A 13,357-nucleotide genomic window follows, 5' to 3' on the forward strand; every position below is an offset into this window, starting at 1 on the left:
CATCCCAACATTGTGATGAACGGTATAACGGTTGCTTCTCGACATAATTATAGCAGAATATGGAGCATATATCCGATTTGTAACACACTCTAGCATAGAATTCTCTCAATAGCCCTACATATACAAGAAATGGAAGCTCACTTAAAAATATGATCGATGCTAAAAGCATAAACTACTATGCTTTTTAAGTTAAAAGAACTCATTTTTGTAATTCCAATAATATTGATACACATTAGAAATTGATAATTAACCTTCCAGTATATATAATAAGTGAGTCTATAGCCTTTACTATTTGAGATCTGCAGATTTATTACATTAAGGAAAGGATGAAAGTAGCTTGAAAAAATATACTTTATCAATCATATCAACGGTCTCTCTCGCAGCTACATTATTATGGCTGATTGGTCTCGGTTGGACGTTCGTGGATCAATTCTCTACCAATGAAAAATTGGAACAGTCAGAGAAAAAAACTGAACCGCCTTTAACGAGTAATCAAGATGGCACTCTCACCATTTTTGCATTGGGTGATTCTTTAACCCGTGGTACTGGTGACGCCAATGGCAAAGGGTATACCGGTTACTTAACGGATCAATTAAAAGAGAAGACAAATCAAGAAATCAATCTTTTCAATACCTCCATTAAAGGAGAAACATCCAGCGGCCTGTTAAATCAACTTCAGCAAAGAGAGATACAGCGTCAAACCAAACAAGCAGATGTTATTGTTATGACAATAGGCGGTAATGACTTATTTCAGCAGGGCGCAGCTTTAGAATCGTTAGACATGAACGCTATTAACAGCAATAAGGAGCTCTATTTAAATAACGTCAAAAAGATTTACTCCCAGCTTAGAGAGCTTAATGAAGATGCAGTCATCTACCATGTTGGATTGTACAACCCTTTTAGTAATATTCCTGATGCAAGTACGACATCTTCTATCGTAAGAGATTGGAATTTTCAATCTGCTGAAACAGCAGCTGGATTTGAAAACATTGTCTACGTACCTACTTTTGATCTTTTTCAGTTACAAGTTGAAAACTACTTATATACAGATCAATTCCACCCCAACACCGAAGGTTATATGCTAATTGCAGAACGTGTAGCCTCATTGATTAACTTTGAAAAAGAGGAGAAGAAATCATGAGCCAAGTACCAGCGCTGCAAGTTGAAAATTTGACGAAAAATATAAAAGGCAAGCCAATCATTAAAGGTGTTTCTTTTAACCTTGTACCTGGAGAGGTATTTGGGTTTTTAGGACCGAATGGAGCCGGTAAAACTACCACAATCCGAATGATCGTCGGATTGATCTCCCCTACTTCTGGCACCATAAAAATCAACGGTAAAAATGTGCGGACAGATTTTACTGAAGCAATGAAACATTTAGGATGTATTGTTGAAAACCCTGAACTCTATTCTTACCTTTCAGGTTGGGAAAACCTTGAACACTTTGCAAAAATGGATAAAACCATCCCAAAGTCAAGATTAGATGAAGTAATAACGCTTGTTGGATTATCGAATCGAATTCACGACAGAGTAAGTACTTATTCACTTGGAATGAGACAGCGCCTCGGTATTGCACAGGCACTTTTAGGAAAACCGAAAGTCCTTATTTTAGACGAGCCTACAAACGGTCTCGACCCTGCTGGTATTCGTGAAATGCGTGAATTCATCCGGCAGCTCGCACGTGAGGAAAACTTAAGCGTTCTTGTATCTTCTCACTTATTAAGTGAGATTCAGCTAATGTGTGACAGAGTGGCAATCATCTCGAAAGGCTCTGTACTACGTACGGATTCTGTTCAAAATCTGTTAGCGGAAAAAGAACGAGTAATGTGGAAAGCAGAACCATTACCACTTGCCAAACAACTTTTGTCCGAAGAAACAGAAGTGACAGAAGGTACTCATGAAACATTGATTACTCTATTCGATGAGATACTTTTACCAGAATGGAATGCAAAGCTTGTAAGAAATGGTGTAAAAGTGAAAGAAATGAGAACGCAGCTTCCTTCTTTAGAAGATTTGTTCTTAGAAGTTACAGGAGGCGAAAGTATTGATTAATCTTATCCGCAATGAAATGTTAAAGCTTCTAAGAAAAAAAAGGTTATACGTCATCATCTTGATTATCGCCTTTCTTGTGCCTCTCTTTACTTACGCACAGTTTAAAGAAATTCAAGAGCAGAGCGAAAATATAAGTAATCAGGATTGGCGAACGGTTCTGCAGCAGGAAATTACTGAAACACAGAACCAGTTAAGCTCAAGCCGAATACAAGATGAATGGCGAAATTTTTTGAAAATCAGACTCTCTCAACAGCAATATTATTTAGAGAATGACATTGATCCCCGTGCTCCGGGTGCACCAACGTTTATGCGGATTTTTGCTGAAAACTCGATTGACCTTGTTTTACCACTGCTCGTAATGATTATTGTAGCTGACCTTGTATCATCTGAAGCAAGTAGCGGTACGATCAAGCTGTTGCTTACACGACCAGTAAAACGATGGCGGATTCTATTAAGCAAGTACTTAGCGATGCTATTATCCATTTCTTTTATCGTCTTATCCGTAGCTGCCCTATCTTATGGAATATCTGGAGTAGTGTTTGGCTATGGTGGCTGGAACATGCCTTTACTGACAGGATTCTCAATCTCTGGTGACGAACTGATTACAAGCAATGTTCATATTGTTCCTCAATGGCAATTTATCCTGATGGAGTTTGGACTGGTATGGTATGTTTGTCTGATTGTGGGTACACTCACCTTTATGCTATCTGTTCTGTTACGAAGCACAGCAACTGTTATGGGAATCATGCTCTCATCTCTCATTGCAGGAGCCATTCTAGCAAACATGGTATCTTCTTGGGAAAGTGCAAAATACCTGTTCATTTTAAACTTAGACCTTACTAACTATATAAGTGGAATGGCAACTCCTATCGAAGGAATGACATTAGGCTTCTCGATGAGCGTTCTAGCCGTTTGGGGAATTGCTGGCTTAATCATCGCATTTGTAACGTTTTCTAAAAGAGATATCTATTAATATTATGCAACAACAGTTTACTTTTTTTATTCATACCCTAAAGCTACGTCTTATCCATTTTTTTGCCTTCCAGTCATTTGCAAAGGATGTGAATCTTTATGAACGATTTAATGAAAGCATATCAACATTGTGAATCTATAATTAAAGAACATTCCAAAACCTTTTATAAAGCCTTTATGCTTCTACCTAAAGAGAAGAAGCAATCAGTCTGGGCTGTTTATGCATTTTGTCGACAGGTCGATGATATTGTTGATGAAGGAATGAATCCGAAAGAAGAGCTTTTTGCATTTAGAGAGATGTTTGCTTACTTTCTAAATGGCGAATTGCCGTCAGAAGATCCAATGTGGTTAGCTCTTCAGGATGTGTTCAATCGATACGAGATGGATGTTCAATCTTTTCATAACATGATAGTTGGCCAAGAAATGGACTTATATAAAAAGTTGTATTATTCAGAGGAGGAAGTGTTGCATTACTCCTATCATGTAGCAAGTACTGTTGGTTTGATGCTTCTTCCGATCCTTGCACCGAAGAAAAAAGATGCATTGCGAGAGGACGCTATTGCACTTGGACAGGCGATGCAGATTACTAATATTCTTCGGGATATTGGAGAAGACCTTGAGCGTGACAGAATCTATCTACCTATTGAAATGTTAGAAAAAGCCGGGTATTCATTGGATGACTTGAATAAACATATCGTAAATAACAAGTTCATCTCGGTATGGGAAGAGATGGCGACCAAAGCGGAAAGTCTTTATGAACAAGCGTTAAGTACAATTCATTTATATCCTATTCATTCGAGAGCTCCAGTTAAAGGAGCAGCACATCTATATCGCGCAATACTAGGTTCCATCCGCAAAAAGGGGTATTCTGTATTTAAGAAAAAGCATTATGTTTCAAGTGAAGAAAAAAAACAAATCATAACGCAAATGTGAAATACAAATGGCAAATCTCAACAGATCCCATAACCTTTTCCAAATCAAAAAGGCTTAGAGATTTTATTCTCTAAGCTACTTTCTTTTTTTATGTTCCAATTAAGCGCCCTTTTCTCGAATAACTAACATGCTATTATTAATAGTACTGCGAAATATCAAAGATTGCTGAAAGTGCTTTTCTTACATAAACATGAAAGTAGTAGTCATAGGGTTTTATCATTCATAATCCCTATTCAACAGATACCTCTTCCTACTCATCGAAATTAACTTCACAAAAAAATGTATCTCCTTCAAATTCTTGATGGACGACTGAGGCTTTTGGGGGAATTTGTGAAGGGGTTGTCTGCATTATAAAGGAAGAAATTATGTCTAGCGAAAAATTAAAAATCCTCCGAATCACTTCGAAGGATTTATGAAGAGAACTACAATAATAATTATACTCCACACACAAACAACACTAATATCTATTAATTTCCATAAATATTTCCTGTCGATGAAGACAATACACCATTCTGAGCATTTAATGTATATTGAAGTCCGTTAGTGCTTGTCCAAGTTGGAAAAGAAAATGTGTCGCCTGCTTCTAACTTAAACATTTCAATGTTTTTCATTGTTAATGGTGAGCGGGATCCGCTTGTTGGTGCACTGGTAGTGCGAGCGACGTATACAGCGGAATTTGTACTTCCAGGTTGAGATACTACTCTTGCGGAACCGTCTGCTTCAACTAATAATGCCGTCTGTTCGTTAACAGCAATTCCTTTTGCTTGTGTTGTCCAGCCGTCCATGATGTTACGAGCCATAAAGCCAACAAATCTGCCCATACGATCACGTTGTTCAAAATGCGTGTCTGTAATGGTGCTTGTTAAATAAGGGTTATCTAGAAAATCCCTTGTAAACGTCATATAACGATTTCCCGGGTTGGTTAATGCTTCGTCCGAATAAACCGATCCGTTCTCCGCATCATACACAAACTGCCCTTGAATCGCAAGGCCTGCACTCGTTCCACCCATCGGAACGTTGTAGATTGAAATTAGATCATTTAATGTATCTTCCAGTGGCGTATCTATTATATAGTCCACATATAAGGACTGATCACCACCCGCAAAGAAAACAGCCTCAGCTTTAAATACTTTATCAAGTACAAATGAATCATAAGCAGCATTGCGATTCTTTAATACAATGGTTTCTACTGAGTCTAAAGCAACACCGTTGCTTGCGGCTAAGTCGTATACATATTGATTGTAGCCATCGCTTCCAGATGCTCGAAGCACGACAAAGTCCCCCCCATTTGCCTTTTCCGCCATCCACAGCATCGCTTCATCGACATCCGTTGCCCCCCCCATTAAGTTAAGCCCAAAAGTGGTAGATCGGGTAATGTTTGTTGTGTCTCCATAGCCGTAATACGTATAATCTTTACTTGCTGCTTTAGCAGGCCCGTGAGCAGCCAATAATACCAATGACAAGCCAATCGATGCAACCATTTTTATAAAGTTCTTCATGTTTTTAACACTCCCCACATTTCATTATTTGTAGGGACGTCTAAAGTAGTCCCTACAAACAATCTATATGCAAGATTTATGCCAATTTTAAAATTTATAATATTCCGTTATTAATTGTGTTTATCTGCTTCTTAAAGTTTTAATGGTTACACGAAAAATAACCAATTAAACCCTAAAACTGAACCCATTAAATATTGAGATGTTATATAAGTAAACCTGTTAATAATAATCCTTTCCTTTATTACTCATCTTTCCCTAGTAAATTACTGCATTTTTACCGCTTAATTCCATACTACGTTATTCTTCATCCTGAAGAAATTGAGCGCTAAACCTTGTTTGGGATAGCGCCCTTTTGTTGAATTAGAAAAACGCCCCTACAACACGTAGGAACGTATGATAACCATTTATTTTTCAACTGAGATTATTAAGAACATAGGTCTACGGAGTTCGTCTTTCATTTCAGGAATACTTTCTAACATTTCTTCAGAGGGAATTGGTTCTCTAACTTTCTTTATATTAAAACCAACAATAATTAAGTCGTTGATATAAGTTGAAAATGTACGATGGTATTTTATAACGTTATCAGTAAGAAATGTTGTTTCACGTAATCCTTCTAATTGGTAATTGTCAACTGCCCAATGCAGACGATTCCCTTTGTCATCAAAATACCAATCTTGGTCATTCCGAGACGTGAAAATTGGATGCTCAATTGAAAACACAAAAGAACCTCCAGGCTTTAGACAATCATAGACCTTTTTACAGATTGTTTCAAAGGACTCTATATAGTGAAAAGCCAAAGAACTAATGACAACATCAAATTGAGAGTGGGAAAAATTAATGTCTTCAATTGGCATCTTAATGTATGATATTAAAGAATCATTATTCATTTCACGAGCTTGTTGAAGCATTTTTTCAGATATATCTACTCCAATAACAGACCTTGCTTGCTGGTCAATTGCATAACGGCAATGCCAACCGAAACCACATCCCAAATCCAGTACACTTTTATTCTCGAGTGAGGGTAAAAGCTCTTTTAATACGTGCCATTCTCCCGCACCTTCAAGTCCTTCAACTGAACGCTCCATTTTTTTATATGCAGAAAAGAAATTCATATCATCATATTTGTTTTGCTTCATAATTAATACAACTCCTATATATTTAGTTAGCCTCCAGAATTAAAACAACATCTAATTTAGGAGGCTAACTATCTTCTTCTAACCACCTCTTACACCTCATTTATAACATATAGTTCTTATTACTGGAATGTTGCCCTATAACTTAATACAATCATTTCATAATTTATAAATTCATACAATATGTTATTCTACATCCAGATAAAAATAAAATGAGCGCTGATTCTTGGTTACAGGATTGCGCCCGATCGGAAGATGCTTAATTTTTTGCAACCGTTTCTAAAAGTAAGAGTTTTACGAAAGATCAACTTTTTGAAAGTGTTCAACTGTCGGGAATGGATCATAAAAATGATGGAGTTGATTTTTCCATTTTTGATATTCATGAGATTGCCTAAATCCAACTGTATGATCTTCTAAAGTTTCCCAACTAACTAATAATAAATACTTCCCCTCAGATTCCAAACAACGTTGTAGTTCGTGGGAGATATAGCCCTTCATTGATGAAATGATTTTAGATGCCTTATGAAAAGCTTCTTCATATTCCTGTTCCATACCTTTTTTAACTTGAAGCATGACAGCTTCTAATATCATACAAGCTCCCCCTCTGTGTTCAATTATAGAATGAATAATTTCACTCTATATCTTCTTTTTAATGATTAATAATTCCTCTCAAATTGACGCCCTTCACTTTTCAAGAAATGCGCCCGTTAGTTTAAGATAGAAATTTAGTCTGAGGAGCATTTATTCATCAAAAACATAATCAGGAATATCTTGAGTAATTACACTTTTAATAAATTCAACTACCTCATTAGACCCAATTGCTTTTTGATATACATCAGTTTTCCGGATAATAAAATTCAAATCTATAAGTTCTGCATATACACAAATTCCACTAGCAAACATTTTTGTGTGTTTAATGATTTCTTGATAATTTTTATTCTCACCTTCAATTAGATATATATAATTTACTAATTCATTTCTTTGCATATCTGTATGTATAACAAGGTATCCCAATACTTCAACTAACCGCCCATCCCAATATTCATCAAAATTATTAGCGTTATTTATTCCTAGATTCAAAGTTATCTCTTTTGAATTTTTCAAAGTCCTTTTCAAACAAACAAAACTCCCCCTATTTTTATTTTTAAGTACGACCTCTTAATTGGTAGTTCCTTAATTAAGTTTTTTTATAGCAATAACCTGTAGCACTTTATTGAAAATTCATGCAGCCAAATATTATTAAAAACTCTCGTTAATCAGAATAATTTAATTGTACGAGACCTCATATAAGGCAATTATCTATATTTTCGTCTGTTGCATTAAACTACCCGTTTGATTAATTCCAATTATTTCATAATCTAAAGATTCCTACAATAAGATATTTTCTTCGGCCAATATAAAAACGAGCGCTGATCCTTATTACAGGATTGCGCCAAATTATGGAAGAATCGATTTCAAGATAAAATATTCCATTTTTCTACGTTATACATGTATTCCGCTATTAAAGTCTCTCTATTTCTTCGCCTCTCCTTTAATAGCTACATGCTTTTTTATTATCAATTTTCCTTTCAATTTTCTCAAGTTGCTAAACATCTCTCATAATTTCTTCTTTGTTTCTTCTAAAAAGTTCATGCAATGGCAGTTTAAGCCTTGTTGAGAGGATCTTTTTCATTTATAATCTATCCTTCCGTCTGATAACTAATGATTTTTCAAATATAATCCACCAAGAACGGTAAAGTTCTTAGTTATAAAAAAATAAAAGACCTCTACCATTAGGTAAAGGTCTTGCTAACAACATTAGTGTCGCTAACAAAGCCGAGGGTTTAAGCCCCTGAAATGACGACCTTGCTGTAAAAGCTCTCCCCTTTAGGAGATGTTAATTTGATTTTTCCTATATTATCTGAAATTTAAATAAGTGTCAATTATGAAATAGTTCTCATGTAGCCGGCAATTCGTCACCATTATATTCGTCTCGTATTTCTCCAACGATTTCCTCTAGGATATCTTCCATGGTCACTAGTCCGGTCGTGTTTCCTTGCTTATCTGTCACAACTGCCATATGCACTCCGCTTTCTTGCATCTTTAAAAGCACATCTTTTATAAAAGAGGTTTCTTTGAATTGTGGCATTTCTCGAATAAAATCTTCCAGTATCACCTCCCGGCCAGCTGCTACACTTGTTAAAATTTCCTTGGTATTAATGAAACCCACTAACTTGTCTTTACTGCCGCTATCTAAAATTGGATATCTCGTATAGTCAAATTCCCTGTGCACTTCTTTTAGTTTAGAAAGTGACACGTCTTTATGAAGCATGACCATTTTACTTTCAGGAATCATAACATCCTTTAGAATACGTTCATCTAAAGCGAAGATATTTTTAAGGTAAGCAAGTTCAGTCTGATTGATCTCGCCACTCTCGTAACTTTGCGTTACAATCATTTTTAATTCTTCTTCAGAGTGGACTGTTTCATGTCCAGCAGGCTTAACCCCTAGACCGCGAAGAAGAAGTTGTGCCGAACCATTAAGAAACTTGATAAATGGATTTGTCATTTTTCCAAACCAATAAAGTGGTGGCGCCAACCACAATGTCATTTTTTCAGAAAACTGGATTGCTAAGGTTTTCGGTGCCAACTCACCAAGCACTACATGCAAAAACGTGACGATGGAAAGAGCTATGGCGTATGAAAGCACTGTTGATAGTGCCTCAGGAACATCAAATCTTTCAAAAACCGGATGTAGCATCCGCTCAACAGTAGGTTCTCCCAGCGCACCTAGAACTAGAGCTGTTATCGTAATCCCTAGCTGACATGCAGATAAATAATAATCCAGATCATGTGCAACTTTTTTCGCGATTATCGCCTTTTTGTTTCCTTCTGAAATTAACTGATCAATTCTTGACATCCTTACTTTTAGAATCGCAAACTCCGCGCCAACAAAGAACGCGGTTAATCCAATAAATACGGCTATTAGAATTAAGTTTATAATAATTAATATGTCCAATTATGTCCCCCTAAGAGGGATTCACCTCCACAAGATGAGTTCTACTCCAAAAAGAATGCAACGTTACTTTACTTTTACAGCGTGTTGATGCAGCATTACCTGTTTAATTTGATAGTTATCCATTTCTACGACTTTCCAGATATGTTCACCGTGTACTATTTCGTCTCCTTCTTGCATCGAGTTAGAACTTTGATGTTGAATCCAGCCCGCAATTGTATCAATGTCATCACTTTCTTCAAAACCTAAACCGAATTGCTCTTCCAGGTCCTCAAGCAGAACACGGCCGCTTATTAAATACTTATCTTTATCAACTGTCTGGATTTCTGCCACTTCATCATTATCAAATTCATCACGGATTTCACCAACGATTTCCTCTAAAACATCTTCCATGGTAAGGATACCAGATGTCCCGCCGTATTCATCTATGACTAGAGCCATATGTACTCGTTCATTTTGCATTTTCAGAAGCACATCTTGAATTTTGGTTACTTCCACGACTATCGGAATTTCACGAACAAATTCCAATAGCTTGTACTTGTGTCCATCTGTCATATCGTTAAGCATCTTTTTAACATTTACAACACCGATAATTTTATCTTTATCATTGTCTTTCACTACTGGATATCTGGTATAGTTATGTTCGTCCAAAATATTAATAATTTCGGCACTATCCATATCTTTATCAAGGTAGATAATATCAGTCCGAGGAACCATAATATCTTTTGCAATACGCTCATCAAATGAAAATACATTTTCCATGTATTCTAGCTCTGTTTCATCAAGTTCTCCACCCTTATGACTTTGTGCCATAATGATTTTTAATTCCTCTTCGGAATAGGCTTCTTCATGACCGGCAGGTTGAACTCCAAGTGCACGAAGCAGAGCACGAGATGTTCCATTTAAAGACCAAATTAGGGGATACATGATTTTACCGAACCAGTATAGTGGAGCAGAAAGCAGCATCGTCGCCTTTTCAGAGAATTGAATGGCCAATGTCTTCGGTGCCATCTCCCCAACAACTACATGTAGAAAAGTAACCAGTAAAAAAGCAATGGCATAAGAAGCAACAGAGGAAGCCCCTTCTGATACATTGAAAAAATCAAAAACCGGATACAAAATCCGCTCTACTGCCGGTTTACCTAATGCCCCTAATCCAAGAGCGGTGACAGTGATACCCAACTGACAGGCTGATAAATAATAATCAAGATCTGTTGCCACTTTTTTTGCAATAATTGCTTTTTTATTCCCTTCCTCGATCAATTGGTCAATACGAGACATACGAATTTTCACTACTGCAAATTCAGCAGCTACGAAAAATGCAGTCAAACCTATTAGTACCGCCAGTAAGAAGAGATTCATAATTGTAATAATGTCCAAATTTTTCCCTCAATTGAGGGATTCACCTCCATAGTGTAATACCTACATCACCTAATAATTATATAGCCTTTGAATGTTAAAATGCCTCTTTTTATTGGATGTTACTCATGTAGAGATTATCAGATTTCTCTGTGAAAATCTAAAAATACATAGCAAAATTTCAATTTAAAAAGTTAAGCCTATTAAAAATTTCTACTATGGTTCTAAAAATAGTTAATTCGGATACTCGCTACCATCCTGAATTTATCCTTACATCTCTTTTCCTGGATATTTTTATATGTTCAAAACTATTAATATTTCTAGGAGCCGGAGAGATTGCTTTTATACTTTTCGTGGCGTTGCTCCTGTTTGGACCTTCCAAGCTACCAAAGCTGGGGAAAGCCGCAGGACAAACACTTTCTGAATTTAAAAGAGGTATGAAAGATATAATGGAATCGGACGAGCAACCGAGTCATAAAAAGGACAAAAATAAATAGAAGATAGCACTATTTCTGTAAAGTTTGGCATTTTGGGATATGAGCTTATAAAACTCCAAGGGGAGTAGCTAACGGTTATGTCGACAATACGTGATTCTTTCATCACCGGCCTGACTGGCAACCTGAAAGTTGTTTTCTAGACCTTTGCCATCATGGTAAAGGAATAATAGTGTACTTATACAAACCTTTACCATAAATAATGGTGAAGTTTTTTTATATTCAAGGAGGAGAAAGACGATCTAAACGTTCATTTTGGGGTAATTGATTATTATTCGAATTAGTCCACTTAATATAAAAAAACTACTAAATTGGATGCAGATTTTAAAAAGGAAAATGTTATTTTGAATAATTTCGTTGTAACAATGAAACTTCATCGTGTGTCAATCTTATAATAGGTATTCATAATCCACCAAGAATTCTCTTACTACCTACTACTGCGAGTTAAATGATCCTAGTATTACTCGAGACACAGAAATATAAGACTAGTATTTCCGGAGGTACAATATAAATGATACAAAAAGTGATGAGTTACTTGAATATCGGTTCTCTTCATGTAGATCTTGTTTTGGAGAAAACTGAATTACAACCTGGTGAAAAAGTGACAGGTGCCTTCCGTGTCGAAGGTGGTTCCCTTTATAACCTGATTATCTAATCCGACATATACAGTGTGTTTTCCACCTTGTTGTAATACTGACAGCAGCACTGAAAGTTCATACTCACTAAATCTAGGATATAGCATAATACCAGTAAATTTAGTTTTATCCAAGTTACCCCGCCTTTCTCTAAACTTCTATTACGTACTCCTGCACGATTGCTTAATTCCAATTATTTCATAATCTAAAAATTCCTTCAATAAGATATTTTCTTTGGTCAATATAAAAACGAGCGCTGATCCCTTGTTCCTGGATCGCGCCCGATTGTTGAAGATCTTCAATTAATATCTTATTCAAAAAGCTCAAATTAGTGGAACAAAAGATCTTGAGAGTCATTTTGCTTTTCAGTTACCTGTCTTATCCTACTCTTTATTACCGTTATTCTCATAATATGTTTTCAATTCCTTATAAATATAATTAGCTATGTTTTCAGGAAAATAATTAGTAAACTCATGAATGTACCTAGCTAAAAAATGATTATCATCCACAAGATTTAAAAAGTTTCTACCCGCAGGGAATAGGTTATCCATTTCTCTTAGAATTTCTTGTGCTTTTTTTCTGCTGGTATAATCATTAGTATGAATAGTGTCTCTAATCGCTTGAATTAAATACCAAATCTCCCTATCCATTTTCTCCTTGTATCCAGGATCATGAAGCAATTTTATTTCTTTCAAGATCTCCTTGTCACCTTTAAAATATTCTTCCCATATTTGAATTTGTGATTTTTCTCTCCTAAATAAATCAAGCATAATAAAAGCAAATTCATCTAATTCTTCCTCAGAAATACCTTCAATGTTGTACAGTCTCTCCATTCTCGTAATTACTTCTAGCTTATCAATTAATTCTCCTTGCTTTTTTTCAATTAACTGCTTCTGTAACTGCAACAACTCTCGATTATTAAACTTTTGATTAGTCATTTGTTCTTTTATTTCATTTAATGAAAAACCAAAAGTCCAATCAAGTAGTTCAATTAAGTGATAACAAAATATCCATAGTTAATACAGATGTGAATTCAACATTATACGGAGAAATGTTAATATTGGAATATGATGAAGATGCTGAAACATTTAATCTTGTTGGAAGCTATAACTATAGAGAAGCTCTATTTGATGAATAAAAGACTCGCAAATACTTTTAAATAAAAAAAGGACACCCTAACTGTAACGGGTTCTGATACCTGTCACAAACTTAAAAATTACATTTGAAAATGTATAGGGTTTTGCTCTTCTTCGCCATCTCTACTGCTAAAGTATTTTATCTAATA

General features: G+C 35.7%; 13 protein-coding genes. 6 read left to right on the forward strand and 7 right to left on the reverse strand.

The window, feature by feature from the left end; all coding sequences use genetic code 11:
* The first annotated feature begins 337 nt into the window (after positions 1–337).
* The 4 genes from LG307_RS11945 to LG307_RS11960 all read left to right on the forward strand — a co-directional run bounded on the left by LG307_RS11945 (position 338) and on the right by LG307_RS11960 (position 3,957).
* Complete coding sequence (locus LG307_RS11945) at positions 338–1,141, forward strand: GDSL-type esterase/lipase family protein (protein ID WP_404442078.1); 804 nt, start codon at positions 338–340, stop codon at positions 1,139–1,141.
* Positions 1,138–2,052: an ABC transporter ATP-binding protein gene (locus LG307_RS11950; RefSeq protein ID WP_404442080.1), complete on the forward strand. Its 915-nt coding sequence runs from the start codon at positions 1,138–1,140 to the stop codon at positions 2,050–2,052. Before LG307_RS11945 ends, LG307_RS11950 begins: the two co-directional genes overlap by 4 nt.
* Positions 2,045–3,025 carry an ABC transporter permease gene (locus LG307_RS11955; RefSeq protein WP_404442082.1) on the forward strand — a complete coding sequence of 327 codons (981 nt, stop codon included), beginning with the start codon at positions 2,045–2,047 and terminating at the stop codon, positions 3,023–3,025. Before LG307_RS11950 ends, LG307_RS11955 begins: the two co-directional genes overlap by 8 nt.
* Positions 3,026–3,123: 98 nt before the next feature.
* On the forward strand, positions 3,124–3,957 hold the full coding sequence (locus tag LG307_RS11960) for a phytoene/squalene synthase family protein (protein WP_404442084.1): 834 nt from the start codon (positions 3,124–3,126) through the stop codon (positions 3,955–3,957).
* Between the two features lie 467 nt (positions 3,958–4,424).
* Here the strand turns inward: LG307_RS11960 and LG307_RS11965 are convergent, their stop codons facing one another.
* The 6 genes from LG307_RS11965 to LG307_RS11990 form a co-directional block, all read right to left on the reverse strand.
* On the reverse strand, positions 4,425–5,456 hold the full coding sequence (locus LG307_RS11965; protein ID WP_404442087.1) for a cyanophycinase: 1,032 nt from the start codon (positions 5,454–5,456) through the stop codon (positions 4,425–4,427).
* 404 nt (positions 5,457–5,860) lie between these two features.
* Positions 5,861–6,592 carry a class I SAM-dependent methyltransferase gene (locus LG307_RS11970; RefSeq protein WP_404442089.1) on the reverse strand — a complete coding sequence of 244 codons (732 nt, stop codon included), beginning with the start codon at positions 6,590–6,592 and terminating at the stop codon, positions 5,861–5,863.
* A gap of 291 nt (positions 6,593–6,883) precedes the next feature.
* Positions 6,884–7,180: an antibiotic biosynthesis monooxygenase family protein gene (locus tag LG307_RS11975; protein ID WP_404442092.1), complete on the reverse strand. Its 297-nt coding sequence runs from the start codon at positions 7,178–7,180 to the stop codon at positions 6,884–6,886.
* 150 nt (positions 7,181–7,330) lie between these two features.
* Positions 7,331–7,705 (reverse strand): hypothetical protein, encoded by a 375-nt coding sequence (locus tag LG307_RS11980; protein ID WP_404442094.1) that lies wholly within the window; start codon positions 7,703–7,705, stop codon positions 7,331–7,333.
* Positions 7,706–8,525: 820 nt separating this feature from the next.
* Positions 8,526–9,587, reverse strand: a complete 1,062-nt coding sequence (locus LG307_RS11985; protein ID WP_404442097.1) for a hemolysin family protein — start codon at positions 9,585–9,587, stop codon at positions 8,526–8,528.
* Positions 9,588–9,650: 63 nt separating this feature from the next.
* Positions 9,651–10,964: a hemolysin family protein gene (locus LG307_RS11990; RefSeq protein WP_404442099.1), complete on the reverse strand. Its 1,314-nt coding sequence runs from the start codon at positions 10,962–10,964 to the stop codon at positions 9,651–9,653.
* A 197-nt stretch (positions 10,965–11,161) separates the two neighbouring features.
* On the opposite strand from LG307_RS11990, the gene LG307_RS11995 reads away from it, so the two are divergent.
* A complete protein-coding gene (locus LG307_RS11995) occupies positions 11,162–11,440 on the forward strand; it encodes a twin-arginine translocase TatA/TatE family subunit (protein WP_404442101.1) in 279 nt (92 codons plus the stop codon).
* Between the two features lie 508 nt (positions 11,441–11,948).
* On the forward strand, positions 11,949–12,092 hold the full coding sequence (locus tag LG307_RS12000) for a sporulation protein (RefSeq protein WP_404442103.1): 144 nt from the start codon (positions 11,949–11,951) through the stop codon (positions 12,090–12,092).
* 363 nt (positions 12,093–12,455) lie between these two features.
* On the opposite strand, the gene LG307_RS12005 is transcribed toward LG307_RS12000, so the two are convergent.
* A complete protein-coding gene (locus tag LG307_RS12005; protein ID WP_404442106.1) occupies positions 12,456–13,010 on the reverse strand; it encodes a MerR family transcriptional regulator in 555 nt (184 codons plus the stop codon).
* Between the last annotated feature and the right edge of the window lie 347 nt (positions 13,011–13,357).

Origin of the sequence: Sutcliffiella horikoshii, from assembly GCF_044809035.1 — a bacterium.
In the GTDB taxonomy this organism is placed as follows: domain Bacteria; phylum Bacillota; class Bacilli; order Bacillales; family Bacillaceae_I; genus Sutcliffiella_A; species Sutcliffiella_A horikoshii_G.